The following is a 16,442-nucleotide window of genomic DNA, read 5'->3' on the forward strand; positions in this document are numbered from 1 at the left end:
CTGTCATCCTCCCAGTTCACAACGTGGTTCCGGACCGCCGGGGAGCGCCGCCCCGGCCTCCAGCTCGGCCCTGGCGAGCTGGGCGCCCACCTCGGCGCGGACCGTCCGGAGCTGTTCGATGAGCGCGTCGAGCTCGCCGAGCTTGCGCCGGTAGACGGCGAGCGAGGCGGGGCAGGCGTCACCGGCCGGGTGGCCGGCGCGCAGGCACTCGACGAACGGCCGGGTCTCCTCCAGCTCGAACCCGAAGTCCTGCAGGGTCCGGATCTGCTGGACCAGCCGCAGGTCGTCCTCGTCGTACGCGCGATAGCCGTTGTCGGCCCGCCGGGCCGGCAGCAGTCCGCGGGACTCGTAGTAGCGCAGAGTCCGCGTGGTCGTCCCGGCCCGTTCGGCCAGCTCCCCGATTCGCATGTCCTCGACGGTAGACCTTGACGCCGACGTCAAGGCAAGCGCGAAGGGGCCGCCGCGGGAGTTCCCGCGACGGCCCCTTTCCGGTGCCCGGTGGTTACGCCTTCGCCACCGCGTGCTGCTGTTCGCCGTCGCGCGGCTCCGGGACGCCGTGCACGTCGGCGTCCTGGTTGAGCATCTGCTCGTTCCACGGGAGCGCGCCGGAGAGCACCTTGTCCACCCGCTCCTTGTCGATCTCCTTGGTCCAGGTGCCGACCAGGACGGTGGCGACCGCGTTGCCCGCGAAGTTCGTCATGGCGCGGGCCTCGCTCATGAAGCGGTCGATGCCGACGATCAGGCCGACGCCGTCCACCAGGCCGGGGCGGTGCGACTGGAGGCCGCCCGCGAGGGTGGCCAGGCCCGCGCCGGTGACTCCGGCCGCGCCCTTCGAGGCGACGATCATGAAGAGCAGCAGCGAGACCTGCTCACCGGCGCTCAGCGGGTCGCCCATCGCGTTGGCGATGAAGAGCGAGGACATCGTGAGGTAGATCGCGGTGCCGTCGAGGTTGAAGGAGTAGCCGGTCGGCACGGTGATGCCGACGACCGGGCGGCTGACCCCGAGGTGCTCCATCTTCGCGATGAGCCGGGGCAGGGCCGACTCGGAGGAGGAGGTGGAGAGGATGAGCAGGAACTCGCGGCCCAGGTACTTCAGCAGGGCGATCAGGTTGACCCCGGCGACCAGCCGCAGGATGGCGCCGAGCACCACGAAGACGAAGATCGCGCAGGTGAGATAGAAGCCGATCATGATGATCGCGAGGGACTTCAGCGCGTCCACACCGGTCTCGCCGACCACCGCCGCCATCGCGCCGAACGCGCCGACCGGGGCCGCCCACATGATCATGGCGAGGATGCGGAAGACGAGGCGCTGGATGTGGCCGATGCCGCGCAGCACCGGTTCGCCGGCCGAGCCCATGGCCTGGAGCGCGAAGCCCGCGAGCAGGGCGACGAGCAGGGTCTGGAGCACTTCGCCCTCGGTGAAGGCGGAGACGATCGTGGTCGGGATGATGCCGAGCAGGAAGTCGGTGGTGGACTCGCTCGCCCCGGTCGCCTGCTTCTCACCTGCGGCGCGTACGGCTTCGGTGAGGTGGAGGCCCTGGCCGGGCTCCAGGAGGTTGCCGACGAGCAGGCCGATGGCCAGTGCGACGGTCGACATCACCAGGAAGTAGCCGAGGGCGAGGCCGCCGACCGCGCCGACCTTGGCGGCCTTGCGCACCGAGCCGACGCCCAGCACGATCGTGCAGAAGATGATGGGCGAGATCATCATCTTGATCAGGTTCACGAAGCCGGTGCCGATCGGCTTGAGCTCGACGGCGAATCCCGGGGCCACGAAGCCCACCAGGATGCCGAGCGCCACCGCCGCGATCACGGCCAGATACAGATAGTGCGTGCGGTCCCGCTTGGCGGCTGCCACTCCCACGGGGGTTCTCCTCGGCTCGTCCGGATCACTCCCCCGTCCCTGGGGGGTGCAAGGGCTGTCCGGCGGATCCGGGCCGGAAAAACCCCTGGTGAATATCTCGCTCCCTGTGACGCCGGTCACCGTTGCGTGCATTTCGTTCATGTGTTTTCGGCCAGGCAGACTGGTGCCATGCGTCTCCCCCGTCCCCGGACCCGCCCGCGCAGCCTGGCCGGTCAGCTCTTCGCCATGCAGGTGGTGCTGGTGGCGGCCGTGGTGGCGGGGTGCGCGTTCTTCGCGTACGTCTCCGGCCGCGCGCAGGCGAAGGAGACCGCGACCCGGCAGGTCAGGTCGGCCGCGCTGGCGATCGCCGACTCGCCGTCGGTACGGGCGGCGATCGGCACCCCGGACCCGTCCGCCGTGCTTCAGCCGTACGCGGAGCAGGTCCGCAGGGACACCGGGATCACCTTCGTCACGATCATGTCCCCGGAGCGGGTCCGCTGGACGCACCCGGACGCCGACCGGATCGGTGAGACGTTCCTCGGGCACACCGCGCGGGCGCTGCGCGGCGAGACGTTCACGGAGACGTACACCGGCACACTCGGCCCCTCGATCCGGGTCGTCACCCCGGTCCGGGACGGCTCCCGGATCATCGGGCTGGTCAGTGCGGGCATCACGGTCGAGCGGGTCTCCTCGCAGGTGCGGGCGCAGCTCGGGGCGCTGGGTCTGGCGGCGGGCGGGGCGCTCGCGCTCGGCGGCATCGGCACGTATGTGATCAACGCCCGGCTGCGTCGGCACACGCACGGCATGAACGCCGCCGAGCTGAGCCGAATGCACGACTACCACCAGGCCACGCTGCACGCGGTGCGCGAGGGGCTGCTGATGCTCGACGGACGGCGCCGGATCGCGCTGATCAACGACGCGGGCCGGGAGCTGCTCGGTCTGGGGCCGGGTGCGGTGGGGCGCAGGGTCGCCGAGCTTGAGCTGCCGGCGCCGCTGACCGGTGCGCTGCTCGCCTCCGAGGAGCGGGTCGACGAACTGCATCTGACGGCGGACCGGGTGATCGTGGTCAACACCCGTCCGGTGGTGGGCGGGGAGCAGCGCGGCACCGTCGTGACGCTGCGCGATCACACGGAACTCCAGGCGCTTTCAGGTGAGTTGGACTCCGAGCGGGGGTTCACCCAGGCGTTGCGCTCGCAGGCGCACGAGGCGGCGAACCGGCTGCACACCGTCGTCTCGCTGATCGAACTGGGCCGGGCCGAGGAGGCGGTGGGCTTCGCCACCGCCGAGCTGGAACTGGCCCAGGCCCTCACCGACCGGGTGGTGGGAGCGGTCGCCGAACCGGTGCTGGCCGCGCTGCTGCTCGGCAAGGCGGCGCAGGCGAACGAAAGGGGGGTGGAGCTGGTGCTCGCGGACGACAGCCTGATCGACGACGGCGACCTGCCGGCGACACTGTCGCACCGGGATCTGGTGACGATCCTCGGCAATCTGATCGACAACGCGGTGGACGCGGCGTCGGAGGCGGTGACCGGTGTGCCGGGCACCGGGTCCGTGCCCGGCCAGCGGGGAGCGGGGAACGGGCGGGCCACCCGTGCCCGGGTCACCGTCACCGCGCTGGCCGGGGAGGGCGAACTGCTGCTGCGGGTCGCCGACACCGGGGCCGGGATCGATCCGGCGGACGCCGCCGAGGTGTTCGAGCGGGGCTGGTCGACGCATGGAGCGGGCCGGGGCATCGGGCTCGCCCTCGTACAGCAGGCGGTGCACCGCAACGGCGGCACGGTCGCCCTGGACGGCGGGGCGGACGGCGGGGCGCGCTTCACCGTGCGGCTGCCGCTGGCCTTCGCCGGGCCCACGACGCACACCACGAAGGAGGCCACGGCGTGATCCGGGTACTGATCGTCGAGGACGATCCCGTCGCCGCCGACGCCCACCGGCTGTACGTGGGCCGTGTCCCCGGATTCACGGTGGCGGCCGTCGCGCATTCGCGGGCGGAGGCGGTGCGGGCGCTGGAGCGTACCCCGGTCGATCTGCTGCTCCTGGATCTGTACCTGCCCGACGGACACGGTCTGCAACTGCTGCGCTCGCTGCGCGCGGCCGGGCACTCGGCGGATGTCATCGCGGTGACGTCGGCGCGCGATCTGGCGGTGGTCCGGGAGGGGGTGTCGCTCGGGGTCGTCCAGTACGTGCTGAAGCCGTTCACCTTCGCCACCCTGCGCGACCGGCTGGTGCGCTACGCGGAGTTCAGGGCGGCGGCCGGTGAGGCGAGCGGCCAGGACGAGGTGGACCGGGCGATCGGCGTACTGCGCGCCCCGCAGCCGGCCCGGCTGCCGAAGGGGCTGAGCAGCCCGACGCTGGAGGCCGTCACCCGCGCCCTGCGGGCCGCCCCGGACGGGGTGACGGCGGCGGCGGCCGGGGAGGAGCTGGGCATCTCGCGGATCACCGCGCGCCGTTATCTGGAGCATCTGGTGACGGTGGGGCGCGCGGTGCGCAGTCCGCAGTACGGCCAGATCGGGCGCCCGGAGCTGCACTACCGGTGGGTGACCCGCAACGGCTGACGGAGCGACGGCACCCGGGCCCGCGTCCTCGCCGACTCGACGTGGACGCGGGCGCGGACGGCGGTGTTCGCCCGGCCGCCTCAGTGCTCCTGGAACAACGACCGGGCGTGGCTCAGGCCGTACCTGGCGACATCGGTGCCCACTTCGACCCCGGCCTCGTCCGCGAGTCGGGTGTGGATGCCCAGCCAGACCCGCGCGTCCATGTTCTCCAGCGTGAGCTGGTGCCATGCGGTGTACTTACGGACGACGCCCGGTGCTGTGCCGCTGGTCAGGGTGAACGGGGCCGTGCGCGGTCCCACGAGGGCGGTGAGAACGGTTTCCGTCGCGCCCGCGTAGGTGTTGTGGCCGCTGGGGTAGTCCGGGTGCGCCGGGGTGGTGTGCAACGGAGTCCATGACGGGTCGGCAGCCATGTCGCCGACGCCGGCCCGGATCGCGGTGACGGGGCGCCACAGCGGGTAGGTGTACTTGCTGTCGGAGGTGGCGATCTGGGTGTCCACCAATGTGGCGTGGGCCAGGGCGACGAGTTCGGCCTGCTTGGCCGGCGACTGGTGGGACGCGGCGGCGAGCGCGACGCGAATCGGCTTGGTCCACAGGGCGAGCGACGAGTCGAACCAGAAGTTGGCCGTGTCGGTCTGCCGCGCGGTGCGCGCGGTGCTGTTCAGCTCGCCGAAGTCCCGGACCTCCTTCAGGTCGGTCCGGTACCGCTCGGACGTCGGAGCGGGCGGCGCGGGCAGCCGGAACTGGTCGGCGCTCTTCAGCAGGAAGGGCCGGGCGAACCGGCTGCCGTTCTGGATGGCGGGCGCGAACGCGGGCGGGGTGGGCTGCCAGACGCCCGGCGCGGCCGGCGGCACGGTGAAGGGGGCGTTCACGGAGGCCGCGTCGAGGCCGTCGCCCTCGCGGTCGTGCAGGACCTCCAGCGCCTGGCGTTCGCCCGCCGCGACGCCCAGGGTCTCGGCCGGGCCGTCGGGGGTCCGGTCCAGGGTCTCCCGCAGGGCGGCATCCAGCTCCGGGGCACGGGTGGGCGCCAGCTCGACCAGGGCACGGTGCACCGCGGCGGCCAGCGCCGCGTCCTGGTAGTCCCCGCGGTCGACCCCGGACGGCACATGCTGCAGGGCCCGCGCCGCCGCGATCCAGCTGATCGCCCAGGTGCGGTTGTTGGTCACCGGAGGCAGCGCCGATCCGGCCGTCGCGATCGTGTCGGCCGTGGTGTCGTACCAGGCGAGCGCCACGGAGGTGCGGTCGTGCCCGGACGCAGGGGCGGCGACGCCCGGCGCCGCGCCGGAGGCGACCAGCAGTGCCGTGGAGGCCGCCAGGGCCGCACGGGTCTTCGAAATTTTCACGGGAGCAGCTCCTGATGGTGGGGTGGGGCCGGATGCCGGCAGCGGCGTTCCTCCTGACCCGGTGGTGTTCAGGCGGGGTCGGCGGCGATGTGGAAGGGGACGGTGACGATGTTGGAGGCGACGCCCATCCGTTCCAGGTCCTTGGCGCCGATCTTCCCGTCGCCGTCGAGATCCTTCACGACGGCGGGTGCGTCGTTGTAGATGCCGTCGTGGTCGAGGTCGTCGACGACCGCCACGGTCAGAGTGGTGTCGACGTTCTGCCCCACGATGGGGGCGCCGACGATCCAGGTGTCCCACAGCTCGGTCGTGTGCGGGGTGCGGTCGGTGACGCCGGAGAGGTTGAACAGATTGGCCAGGTTGGTACCCGGCCCGGAGAAGCCGGGGAGGGTGCTGTTGGTGGTGGAGTCCAGCACGACCAGTCCAGGGACCTTTTCGTCCCGGCCGGTGGAGAACGTACCGGGGAAGGGGGCGGTGTCGTTGTGCGCGGCAGGGCCGGTGAGCTGGAGCCCGTTGTAGCCGGTCTGGGCCAGGGTCTTGCCCCGGAAGGAGAGCTTCAGGTCCACGATCCAGCCCTTGCCCTCCACGCCCGCGTTGTCCCCGCGCTCGGGCGCGACGACCTTCACCTTGACCGGGTGCTTCGCGGCGGAGGGCCTGTCCAGGCTCGACGCGTTCGCGCTGGACAGTCCGAAGGCCGTGGCGCCGAGGCCGAGGATCACGGCCGCACTCGCACCGAGGGTCCAGCCGAGCTTGTTGTTCCTCATGACTTGTTCTCCTGAGTGTCGGGGGCTTGCGGCCAGGTGTACGACCGCCTGTCGCACCCGGTTCAATCCGCGGGTGAACTCGGACCCCCCGCTCGTCGTACACGTAGCTGCGAGGCGCACGATCAGTGCCTCAGGACACCAGAAGCCGCAGGTCGCAGCCGTCCTCCAAGACGGCTCAGCCGATGCGGTCAGGTATGGAAGTGAGTCGGATGGACCGGATCCGGTTCCGCGCCGCCCCGGGGCGCGGACTGTCAGCCGCCCGCGGTTCGGGCCCGGCGGTGCTCCGAGCGACCCCAGCCCGCGAGACGAGGACATCGAGCGTGACGCCGGACGAGCAGTTGATGACTGCGTTGTACACCGAGCACCACGATGTGCTGCTCTCCTTCGTGCGCAGGTACGTGCGCAGCCCTGAGCAGGCGGAGGACATGGTGCAGGAGACTCTGTTGCGGGCATGGCGCAGCATCGACAGGATCGAACCGAGCCAGGTCACCATCCGCTCCTATCTCTTCACGATCGCCCGCAACGTGCTCACCGACAGCTGGCGTGCCGAGCAGCGGCGTCCGGAACCGCTCTACGACGACGAGGCGCTCGCGGCCGTACCTTCTGCCGATGACGTGGAGGCGGCGCTGGAGGGCCACGTGATCACCGCGGCGCTGGAACGCCTGTCCGGCGAGCACCGTGATGTGATCCAGGCTCTGTACTTCGAGGGGCTGACCGTTGCCGAGTCCGCGTCACGACTCACGATCCCGGAGGGAACGGTCAAGTCCCGCGCCTACTACGCCGTACGCAACCTGCGCGCAGCCTTTGAAGAAATGGGAGTTCTGCGGTGAGCACCGACCACGATGACGTGCGCATGCTGATCGGCGCATATGTGCTGGGCGGTCTCGGCGAGACCGACCGCCGCGTCCTGGAGTCCCACCTGCCCATGTGCCGGGAATGCCGTGACGAGCTCGCGAGCTCGGCCCCGCTGGCCGGACTGCTCCGCCGCGCCCCGGCCATGCCCGCGCCCCGCCCCCCGGACGCACGCGAGACCGGCACCGACGCGGCGCCGCCGGCTTCGTCGGCCGGGCTCGGCCGCCTGCTGGAGCAGGTCCGCACCGCCGATGCCGTACGCAGGCGCCGGGCCCGTCGGCAGTGGCTGGCACTGGCCGCGGCCCTGATCGTGGTCGCCGGGCTCGGAGTGGGCTCGATGCTGCGGTTCCGGCACCCGGCCGGCCCGGACGGCCCGGCCACCGCCTTCACCTCGGCCGCCGGGTACTCCGTGTCCGGCCGTGCCACGCTCACGGACAAGCCCTGGGGCACCGCGGTGAGCGTCACCCTGGCCGATCTGCCCGCAGGAGCACCAGGACCCTTCGTCCTCCAGGTCTCCTCGGTGGACGGCCGAAAGGAGCAGGCGGCCACCTGGGCGATCACTCCCAACGGCAGCGCCGCCGTGACGGGGGCGAGTGCCGTGCGCCTTCCCGACATCCGGTCCATCTCCGTGATGGACCACGAGGGACGCCTGGTCGCCACGGCCCGACCGCTCTGACCGGCCTCGACCGCCATCCCGCGGGCCGCTCCGCCGACGGCCCGCGGGATGGTTCCGCCCGCCCCGGCGCGGGACGGCACGGGAAGCCGGTCGCGGGTCTAGGACGTTCCTACGATCCGTGGATATCGGTGGAACACACCGTAGTCATTCGATGCCTTGACTCCTACCGTGGGGCCGTGCACCCGTCCCCGCCGTTCAACGCCCCCGCCGCCCGCCGACTGCGCGAGGCCCTGGGGATGCTTCCCGGCCATGTCGCCTACGGGCTCGGGGCCCAGTACGGGCTCCGGGTCAGCACCGAGACGGTGGTCGCCTGGGAGCGCGGGCTCGCCTCGCCGAACGAGTACGAACTCACTGCGCTGGCCGGGGTGTTGTGGTGCTCGCCGGGCGAACTGCTCACCGCCGCGCGCACCCTGCGGGAGCACCGGGTGGCCAAGGAGCTGGCAGTGGAGGAGCTGGCGCGGCTGCTGGGGCTGTCCACCTCCGCGTATCTGCGGATGGAGGATTCGGGGCGCTGGCGCGGCAACGAACGCCAGTCCGCGGTGCTCGCCGAGGTGCTGGGGCTGACGCCCGCCGGGTTCGTGACGGTGTCCGGACGGGACGAGGAGCTCGCGGAGCTGCTGCGCGGTGCGGTGACCACGCGCTGGCAGGCCCATCTGCGGCCGGTGTCCAGGCTGGTGCCGCTGGAGCGCGGGTTCCTCCAGGACGTGCTGGAGCAACTGCACACCGACTACCAGGCGCTGATGGTGTCGACGCTGAGCTGGAGCAGCACGGGTGCGGAGCGGGCCGGGGCCACGGGCGACTCGGGGCGGGTGTTCCTGGCGGAGATCCTGGAACGGTTCTGGCGGGCGGCGGGGGTGCCGGGGCCGGACGGCCACTGAGCCGCCCGGCGCCTTCCCTCGTACGCGCTCAGCCGCCGGCCGTCTCCGTGACCACCGGGTCGAAGGAGAACAGGCTCCCCCGGCCCGCTCCGTCGCAGCCCGTCTGCACCAGCTTGGCGCCGCGGTCCTTGCTGTTCCCCTCGGCACCGACGCACAGGCGGGTGTGGGCGGGCCGGATGCGGTACCCCTCGACGGGACGGCCGACGGGCTCGATCAGGAACTCCTCCGCATCGCCACGCTTGCCGCACTCCTGGTCCTGCAACCCGGCTCCGGCATCCCGCATCCCGTCCCAGATCCCGGTGCAGCCCAGGTCGTAGTCCGGGTGATCGGTCACGATCCGCCAGGCGTCGCCGTCCAGCGGCTTGAGGGAGAAACTCGGGATCGTCTCCTGCTCGCACGGCACCTGGTACAGCCGCCCGCTGTCGCTGCCCCGCTTCTCGGAGAGGCAGAACCCGGAGTGCACGGACCGTATCTGCACCGTCCGCCCGGCCACGGGCCCGCTCACGGGGGTGGCTTCCTTCCCGTCGTCCCGTACGAGCAGGGTGACGGTCACCGCGGCGGCGGCGAGCACGACGAGCCCGAAGGCGGCCGCCAGAACCTTCCTGAACCGGGGGCGCCGGGCCGGTGCCGGTTCGGGGAACGGGACGGTGGGCGGCTCGGACGAGTGCCCGGCGGTGGCTTCCGGTGCCGCCCCGGACTCCTCCCCCGTCCCGGCCCGCTCCCCGTGCACGGCGAGTTCCTTGCGTACGGCGAGCCAATCCGCCACCTCCTCGGGCCCGCAGCCGCAGGCCCGTACGAAGGCGGCGAGGAGCTCCTCGCGCGGGACCGACGTGCGCCCCAACATGTTGGCGATCGTGGAGCGCGGCAGCACGTCCCCGACCGCGTCGGCCCGCTGGGCCAGTTCGCGGTACGTCAGACCCGACGCTTCCTTGAGCACCCCCAACAGGGCTACGAACTCGGGCGCGTTGCGCGCCCCACGAGGATCCGGAGCTCTGCCCTCGACGACCATCTGCTGTGCCTCTCCCCTGGATTCCACGCCCGGACAAGGTTGGGACATGTCCCGGACAGGGATAAGCCTTGTTGATCCGGTCCGTCGGCTCAAGAGTTGTTTCCGGCACCGCGGCCCGTCCGGATCCGACCATCCGGAACGGCGCCCGGACGCCGGGGGAACGGCGAGCGGCCCTGACCGTCCACGGGGGGACAGTCAGGGCCGCAGGGTCGTTCGAGCGGGGCCGCTGCCGTGCGGCCGGGGCCGGAGCGGGTCAGAAGACCGACTCGGCCTCGTCCATCCGGTCCTTGGGCACCGTCTTGAGCTGTGTGATCGCGTCGGCAAGCGGAACCATCTCGATGTCGGTGCCGCGCAGTGCCGTCATCCGGCCGAAGTCGCCCCGGTGCGCCGCCTCCACCGCGTGCCAGCCGAAGCGGGTGGCGAGCACCCGGTCGTACGCGGTCGGCGTGCCGCCCCGCTGCACATGGCCGAGAATGACCGGCCGGGCCTCCTTGCCGAGCCGGGTCTCCAGCTCGATGGCCAGCCGGTTGCCGATGCCCTGGAAGCGCTCGTGGCCGTACTGGTCGATCTCGCCCTTGGCGTACGGCATGGAGCCCTCCGCCGGGTGCGCGCCCTCGGCCACGCAGATGACCGCGAACTTCTTGCCGCGCGCGAAGCGTTCTTCGACCATCTTCACCAGGTCCTCGACCTGGAAGCGGCGCTCGGGGAGGCAGATGCCGTGCGCGCCGCCCGCCATTCCGGACTCCAGCGCGATCCAGCCCGCGTGCCGGCCCATCACCTCGACGACCATGACCCGCTGGTGCGATTCGGCCGTGGTCTTGAGGCGGTCTATGGCGTCGGTGGCGACGCCCACCGCCGTGTCGAAGCCGAAGGTCCGGTCCGTGGCGGAGATGTCGTTGTCGATGGTCTTGGGGACGCCGACGACGGGCATGCCCGCGTCCGACAGCATCCGGGCCGCGGTGAGGGTGCCCTCGCCGCCGATCGGGATGAGCGCGTCCATGCCGTAACGGCGGCTCAGCTCGGCGCAGTTCTCGGCGGCCTCGCGCAGCCGGTCGCGCTCCAGCCGGGCCGAGCCGAGGATGGTGCCGCCGCGGGCGAGGATGCCGCTGACCGCGTTGAGGTCAAGGGGGCGGAAGTGTCCGTCGAGGAGGCCCTTGAAACCGTCCTCGAAGCCGATGACTTCATCGCCGTGGCCCACCACGGCTCGGTGCACGACCGACCGGATCACTGCGTTCAGACCTGGGCAGTCGCCGCCTGCGGTGAGAATTCCGATGCGCATCGTGCCTTGTCTCCTGCTCGCTAGTGCCGTGCATTTCGGCGGACGTCCACTGAATCCCCCGTACCGTGAGCCACGACGATTGTCCCACGCCTGGTCTGGACCTCGCGTTCGCCGTCCTCCGGGACGGTTCCGCGGCCCCCGCGCGGGCCGCTTCGCCCGGCGGGCGACGCCTCGGTGCCCGCGGGTATCGTCAACATGGCAATACCATCCCAAACCGCAATTGGACGGGAGAACACGCGTGACGCGCAGCGTGTACGTGACCGGGATCGACCGGGGAGACGGCCGGCAGGTCGTCGATCTGGGAGTCATGGAGCTCCTGACGCGTCAGGTGGACCGGGTCGGGGTGTTCCGGCCGCTCGTCCACGACGGACCCGATCGTCTGTTCGAGCTGCTGCGGGCCCGCTACCGGCTCTCTCAGGACCCCGCATCGGCCTACGGGCTTGACTACCACGAGGCGTCCGCGCTCCAGGCGGAACAGGGCACGGACGAGCTGGTCTCCCGGCTGGTCGACCGGTTCCATCAGGTGGCCCAGAAGTACGAGGTGGTGCTGGTGCTCGGCACCGACTTCGCCGCCACCCAGCTCCCCGACGAGCTGGCCCTCAACGCCCGCCTGGCCAATGAGTTCGGCGCCTCGCTGATCGCGGTGGTCGGCGGCAAGGGACAGACCGCGGAATCGGTGCGGGCCGAGACCCGCAACGCCCACCGCGCGTACGCCGGACTGGGCTGCGACGTGGTCGCGATGATCGTGAACCGGGTGGCGGCCGAGGACCGCGACGCCATCGCGGAGCGGCTGACGGCCACGCTGCCCGTCCCCTGTTCGGTCCTGCCCGACGACGCGGCGCTCTCCGCGCCGACCGTCGCCCAGATCACCGCGGCGCTCGGCGGCACGGTCCTGCTCGGCGACGACTCCGGGCTGGCGAGGGACGCGCTGGACTTCGTCTTCGGCGGTGCGATGCTGCCGAACATGCTGAACGCGCTGACGCCGGGCTGCCTGGTGGTCACGCCCGGGGACCGGGCGGACCTGGTGGTCGGCTCGCTGGCCGCGCACAGCGCCGGGACGCCGCCCATCGCGGGGGTGCTGCTGACCCTGGACGAGCGCCCCGGCGAGGAGATACTCAGGCTGGCCGCGCGACTCGCACCGGGCACCCCGGTCGTGTCGGTGGCCGGCGGATCCTTCCCCACCGCGGCCCGGCTCTTCGCCCTGGAGGGCAAGCTGAACGCCGCGACGCCCCGCAAGGCGGAGACCGCGCTGGGCCTCTTCGAGCGCCATGTGGACACCGGCGCCCTGCTGGAGCGGATCTCGGTGGCCCGCAGCGGCCGCGTCACCCCGATGATGTTCGAGCACGAACTGCTGGAGCAGGCCCGCGCCGACCGGCGCCGGGTCGTGCTGCCGGAGGGCACCGAGGAGCGGGTGCTGCGCGCCGCCGACGTACTGATGCGCCGCGACGTCTGCGACCTCACCCTGCTCGGCGACCCCGACGTCATCCGCAAGAAGGCCGCCGACCTCGGCATCGACCTCGCCGGCACGCAGCTCATCGACCCGCAGACCGCCGAACTGCGCCAGACCTTCGCCGAGCGGTACGCCCAGCTGCGGGCCCACCGCGGGGTCACGGTGGAGCTGGCGTACGACGTCGTCGCGGACGTCAACTACTTCGGCACCTTGATGGTCCAGGAGGGGCTCGCGGACGGCATGGTCTCCGGGGCGGTGCACTCCACCGCGGCGACCATCCGTCCCGCCTTCGAGATCATCAAGACGAAGGCAGCCGAGCGAAGCTCGTCAGGCAGGGCGGTGGCGGGCGACGGGAGGGCGAAGCCGGACGCCTCGATCGTCTCCTCCGTCTTCTTCATGTGCCTCGCCGACAAGGTGCTGGTGTACGGCGACTGCGCGGTCAATCCGGACCCGGACGCGGAGCAGCTCGCCGACATCGCGGTGCAGTCGGCGGCCACCGCCGCCCGGTTCGGCGTGGACCCGCGGATCGCGATGCTGTCGTACTCGACGGGGACCTCGGGATCGGGCGCCGATGTCGACAAGGTGCGCGCGGCGACGGACCGGGTCCGCGCGAGCAGGCCGGACCTGAGGATCGAGGGCCCGATCCAGTACGACGCCGCGGTGGAGCCGAGCGTCGCCGCGACGAAGCTGCCGGGCTCCGAGGTGGCGGGCCAGGCGACGGTGCTGATCTTCCCGGACCTGAACACCGGGAACAACACCTACAAGGCCGTGCAGCGCTCGGCGGGCGCGGTGGCCGTCGGACCGGTGCTGCAGGGGCTGCGGAAGCCCGTCAACGACCTGTCCCGGGGCGCGCTCGTCCAGGACATCGTCAATACCGTGGCCATCACGGCGATCCAGGCTCAGGGCAAGGAGTGAACGGATGACCACCCCGACCACAGCGGGTTCCACCACGGCGGGCGCGTACCGCGTGCTGGTCCTCAACTCCGGCTCCTCGTCGGTGAAGTACCAGCTGCTGGACATGAGCGACCGCACCCGGCTCGCGGTGGGGCTGGTCGAGCGGATCGGCGAGGAGACCTCCCGGCTGGTGCACACCCCGCTGACCGGAGGCGGGGCCGAGCGGCGTGAGCGCACCGGCCCGATCGCCGACCACGAGGCGGCGCTGAAGGCGGCGGCGGAGGAACTGGCGGCCGACGGGCTCGGCCTGGACTCCCCGCAGCTGGCGGCGATCGGCCACCGGGTGGTGCACGGCGGACTGCGGTTCACCGAGCCCGTGGTGATCGACGACGAGGTACTGGAGGAGATCGAGCGCCTGGTCCCGGTGGCCCCGCTGCACAATCCGGCGAACATCACCGGCATCCGTACCGCTCGGGCGCTTCGGCCGGACCTTCCGCAGGTGGCGGTCTTCGACACGGCCTTCCACACGACGATGCCGGAGTACGCGGCGCGGTACGCGATCGACACGGAGACCGCCGACGCCCACCGCATCCGGCGCTACGGATTCCACGGCACCTCGCACGCGTACGTCTCCCGCAGGACCGCCGAACTGCTGGGACGCACCCCCGAGGAGGTCAATGTCATCGTGCTGCACCTGGGCAACGGCGCCTCGGCGTCGGCGGTGGCCGGTGGCCGGTGCGTGGAGACCTCGATGGGGCTGACGCCTCTGGAAGGGCTGGTGATGGGCACCCGCTCCGGGGACATCGATCCGGCCGTCACCTTCCATCTGATGCGCGTCGCGGGGATGTCGGCGGACGAGGTCGACGCACTGCTCAACAAGAAGAGCGGTCTGGTCGGCCTCTGCGGCGACAACGACATGCGGGAGATCCGGCGCCGGATCGACGAGGGCGACGAGCGTGCGGCGCTGGCCTTCGACATCTACGTGCACCGGCTGAAGAAGTACATCGGCGCCTATTCGGCGGTCCTCGGCCGGGTGGATGCCGTGGCGTTCACGGCGGGGGTAGGGGAGAACTCGGCACCGGTGCGGGAGGCTGCCGTCGCCGGTCTCGAGGAGCTCGGCCTGGCGGTGGACGCGGATCTGAACGCCGTACGGTCCGACGAGCCCCGGCTGATCTCGCCGGACTACGCGCGGGTCGCGGTCGCCGTGGTGCCGACGGACGAGGAACTGGAGATAGCCGTACAGACCTTCGCGCTCATCGGACAGGCCCACGGCATGGCCGGCCGGGCCGTCCCCGACGCCGTCGGCCAGGCCCGAGACGCGGTCGGACAAGCCCACAACTGAGCACCCCCGCGCCCCTTTGTACCTTCCACCAGACGGAATATTCCGTAGCGAAACAAACCGATAGGATCCGCCTCATGCGCCGTTCCAAAATCGTCTGCACACTCGGTCCCGCCGTCGACTCGCACGAGCAGCTCGTCGCTCTGATCGAGGCCGGCATGAGCGTGGCCCGCTTCAACTTCAGTCACGGCAGCCACGAGGAGCACCAGGGTCGTTACGACCGGGTCCGCAAGGCCGCCGCCGAGACCGGGCGGGCGATCGGTGTGCTCGCCGACCTCCAGGGCCCGAAGATCCGCCTGGCGAAGTTCGCCGAGGGCCCCGTCGAGCTGGTCCGCGGGGACGAGTTCACCATCACCGCCGAGGACGTCCCCGGCGACAAGTCGATCTGCGGCACGACCTACAAGGGCCTGCCGGGCGACGTCGCCAAGGGCGACCCGATCCTGATCAACGACGGCAACGTCGAGCTGAAGGTCGTTGCGGTCGAGGGCCCCCGGGTGAAGACCATCGTCATCGAGGGCGGTGTCATCTCCGACCACAAGGGCATCAACCTGCCCGGTGCGGCGGTCAACGTCCCGGCCCTGTCCGAGAAGGATGTCGACGACCTGCGGTTCGCCCTGCGGATGGGCTGCGACCTGGTGGCGCTGTCCTTCGTGCGGGACGCCGACGACGTCAAGGACGTCCACCGGGTGATGGACGAGGAGGGCCGCCGGGTCCCCGTCATCGCCAAGGTCGAGAAGCCGCAGGCCGTCGAGCACATGGAGGGCGTCGTCATGGCGTTCGACGGCGTGATGGTCGCCCGCGGTGACCTGGCCGTCGAGTACCCCCTGGAGAAGGTCCCGATGGTGCAGAAGCGCCTGGTGGAGCTCTGCCGGCGGAACGCCAAGCCGGTGATCGTCGCGACCCAGATGATGGAGTCGATGATCACCAACTCGCGGCCGACCCGCGCCGAGGCGTCCGACGTCGCCAACGCGATCCTGGACGGCGCGGACGCGGTCATGCTGTCGGCCGAGTCCAGCGTGGGCGCGTACCCGATCGAGACGGTCAAGACGATGTCGAAGATCGTCGTGGCCGCCGAGGAGGAGCTGCTCTCCAAGGGCCTGCAGCCGCTGGTCCCGGGCAAGAAGCCCCGTACCCAGGGTGGTTCGGTGGCCCGTGCGGCCTGCGAGATCGCGGACTTCCTGAACGGCCGGGCACTGGTCGCCTTCACCAAGTCCGGTGACACGGCCCGCCGGCTCTCCCGCTACCGCGCGGCGCAGCCGATCCTGGCCTTCACCACGGACGAGTCCACCCGCAACCAGCTCGCGCTGAGCTGGGGCGTCGAGGCCCACGTCGTGCCGCACGTGGACAACACGGACGCGATGGTCGACCTGGTCGACGGCGAGCTGCTGAAGCTGGGCCGCTACAACGAGGGCGACACCATGGTCATCACGGCCGGTTCGCCCCCCGGCATCCCGGGCACGACCAACATGGTCCGGGTGCACCACGTCGGCGGCGGCAGCCGCGACTGACGTGCCCGTCACGCCTGGACGAACGACCGTGGGCCGCACTCCTGACGAGTGCGGCCCACGGCCC

14 protein-coding genes are annotated in these 16,442 nt (G+C 71.5%); 8 read left to right on the forward strand and 6 right to left on the reverse strand.

The annotated features are described in order from the left end of the window. Positions 1–3: 3 nt before the first annotated feature. Together OG842_RS12155 and OG842_RS12160 are read right to left on the reverse strand one after the other, a co-directional pair. Positions 4–408, reverse strand: a complete 405-nt coding sequence (locus OG842_RS12155; protein WP_266729623.1) for a MerR family transcriptional regulator — start codon at positions 406–408, stop codon at positions 4–6. Between the two features lie 94 nt (positions 409–502). After that, complete coding sequence (locus tag OG842_RS12160; RefSeq protein WP_266729624.1) at positions 503–1,861, reverse strand: cation:dicarboxylate symporter family transporter; 1,359 nt, start codon at positions 1,859–1,861, stop codon at positions 503–505. A 168-nt stretch (positions 1,862–2,029) separates the two neighbouring features. Between OG842_RS12160 and OG842_RS12165 the strand changes: the two genes are divergently transcribed. After that, the gene (locus tag OG842_RS12165; RefSeq protein ID WP_266729625.1) at positions 2,030–3,721 is read left to right on the forward strand and encodes a sensor histidine kinase; all 1,692 of its coding nucleotides are present in this window, start codon (positions 2,030–2,032) and stop codon (positions 3,719–3,721) included. Next, the gene (locus OG842_RS12170; protein ID WP_266729626.1) at positions 3,718–4,392 is read left to right on the forward strand and encodes a response regulator; all 675 of its coding nucleotides are present in this window, start codon (positions 3,718–3,720) and stop codon (positions 4,390–4,392) included. Before OG842_RS12165 ends, OG842_RS12170 begins: the two co-directional genes overlap by 4 nt. A gap of 80 nt (positions 4,393–4,472) precedes the next feature. On the opposite strand, the gene OG842_RS12175 is transcribed toward OG842_RS12170, so the two are convergent. Both OG842_RS12175 and OG842_RS12180 read right to left on the reverse strand, forming a co-directional pair. Next, complete coding sequence (locus tag OG842_RS12175; RefSeq protein ID WP_266729627.1) at positions 4,473–5,732, reverse strand: vanadium-dependent haloperoxidase; 1,260 nt, start codon at positions 5,730–5,732, stop codon at positions 4,473–4,475. A gap of 68 nt (positions 5,733–5,800) precedes the next feature. Then, positions 5,801–6,493, reverse strand: coding sequence for a hypothetical protein (locus OG842_RS12180; protein ID WP_266729628.1), 693 nt, complete (start codon positions 6,491–6,493; stop codon positions 5,801–5,803). A 341-nt stretch (positions 6,494–6,834) separates the two neighbouring features. On the opposite strand from OG842_RS12180, the gene OG842_RS12185 reads away from it, so the two are divergent. The 3 genes from OG842_RS12185 (at position 6,835) to OG842_RS12195 (ending at position 8,899) form a co-directional block, all read left to right on the forward strand. Then, complete coding sequence (locus OG842_RS12185) at positions 6,835–7,323, forward strand: sigma-70 family RNA polymerase sigma factor (protein ID WP_266729629.1); 489 nt, start codon at positions 6,835–6,837, stop codon at positions 7,321–7,323. Beyond that, positions 7,320–8,021 carry a zf-HC2 domain-containing protein gene (locus tag OG842_RS12190; protein ID WP_266729630.1) on the forward strand — a complete coding sequence of 234 codons (702 nt, stop codon included), beginning with the start codon at positions 7,320–7,322 and terminating at the stop codon, positions 8,019–8,021. The genes OG842_RS12185 and OG842_RS12190 overlap by 4 nt, the downstream gene beginning before the upstream one ends. A 236-nt stretch (positions 8,022–8,257) precedes the next feature. Beyond that, a complete protein-coding gene (locus OG842_RS12195; protein WP_266733549.1) occupies positions 8,258–8,899 on the forward strand; it encodes a helix-turn-helix domain-containing protein in 642 nt (213 codons plus the stop codon). A gap of 28 nt (positions 8,900–8,927) precedes the next feature. On the opposite strand, the gene OG842_RS12200 is transcribed toward OG842_RS12195, so the two are convergent. Then, positions 8,928–9,935, reverse strand: a complete 1,008-nt coding sequence (locus tag OG842_RS12200; RefSeq protein WP_266729631.1) for a helix-turn-helix domain-containing protein — start codon at positions 9,933–9,935, stop codon at positions 8,928–8,930. A gap of 226 nt (positions 9,936–10,161) precedes the next feature. Next, positions 10,162–11,187, reverse strand: coding sequence for an ATP-dependent 6-phosphofructokinase (locus OG842_RS12205; protein ID WP_266729632.1), 1,026 nt, complete (start codon positions 11,185–11,187; stop codon positions 10,162–10,164). Positions 11,188–11,425: 238 nt separating this feature from the next. Here OG842_RS12205 and pta point away from each other — a divergent pair, with 238 nt between their 5' ends. From pta to pyk, 3 genes are all read left to right on the forward strand, one after another. Then, a complete protein-coding gene (gene pta / locus OG842_RS12210) occupies positions 11,426–13,552 on the forward strand; it encodes a phosphate acetyltransferase (protein WP_266729633.1) in 2,127 nt (708 codons plus the stop codon). 4 nt (positions 13,553–13,556) lie between these two features. After that, complete coding sequence (locus OG842_RS12215; RefSeq protein ID WP_266729634.1) at positions 13,557–14,873, forward strand: acetate kinase; 1,317 nt, start codon at positions 13,557–13,559, stop codon at positions 14,871–14,873. Between the two features lie 74 nt (positions 14,874–14,947). After that, positions 14,948–16,378 (forward strand): pyruvate kinase, encoded by a 1,431-nt coding sequence (pyk, locus tag OG842_RS12220; protein WP_266729635.1) that lies wholly within the window; start codon positions 14,948–14,950, stop codon positions 16,376–16,378. The last annotated feature ends 64 nt before the right edge of the window (positions 16,379–16,442 follow it).

Source organism: Streptomyces sp. NBC_00376, assembly GCF_036077095.1.
Classification (GTDB): Bacteria; Actinomycetota; Actinomycetes; order Streptomycetales; family Streptomycetaceae; genus Streptomyces.

Excerpts from the sequence above, each read along its gene's own strand:
- OG842_RS12180 (WP_266729628.1), bottom strand. The coding sequence starts at position 6,493 with ATGAGGAACAACAAGCTCGGCTGGACCCTCGGTGCGAGTGCGGCCGTG.
- OG842_RS12185 (WP_266729629.1), top strand. The coding sequence starts at position 6,835 with ATGACTGCGTTGTACACCGAGCACCACGATGTGCTGCTCTCCTTCGTG.
- OG842_RS12195 (WP_266733549.1), top strand. The coding sequence starts at position 8,258 with ATGCTTCCCGGCCATGTCGCCTACGGGCTCGGGGCCCAGTACGGGCTC.
- pyk (WP_266729635.1), top strand. The coding sequence starts at position 14,948 with ATGCGCCGTTCCAAAATCGTCTGCACACTCGGTCCCGCCGTCGACTCG.
- OG842_RS12165 (WP_266729625.1), top strand. The coding sequence starts at position 2,030 with ATGCGTCTCCCCCGTCCCCGGACCCGCCCGCGCAGCCTGGCCGGTCAG.
- OG842_RS12205 (WP_266729632.1), bottom strand. The coding sequence starts at position 11,187 with ATGCGCATCGGAATTCTCACCGCAGGCGGCGACTGCCCAGGTCTGAAC.
- OG842_RS12215 (WP_266729634.1), top strand. The coding sequence starts at position 13,557 with ATGACCACCCCGACCACAGCGGGTTCCACCACGGCGGGCGCGTACCGC.
- OG842_RS12155 (WP_266729623.1), bottom strand. The coding sequence starts at position 408 with ATGCGAATCGGGGAGCTGGCCGAACGGGCCGGGACGACCACGCGGACT.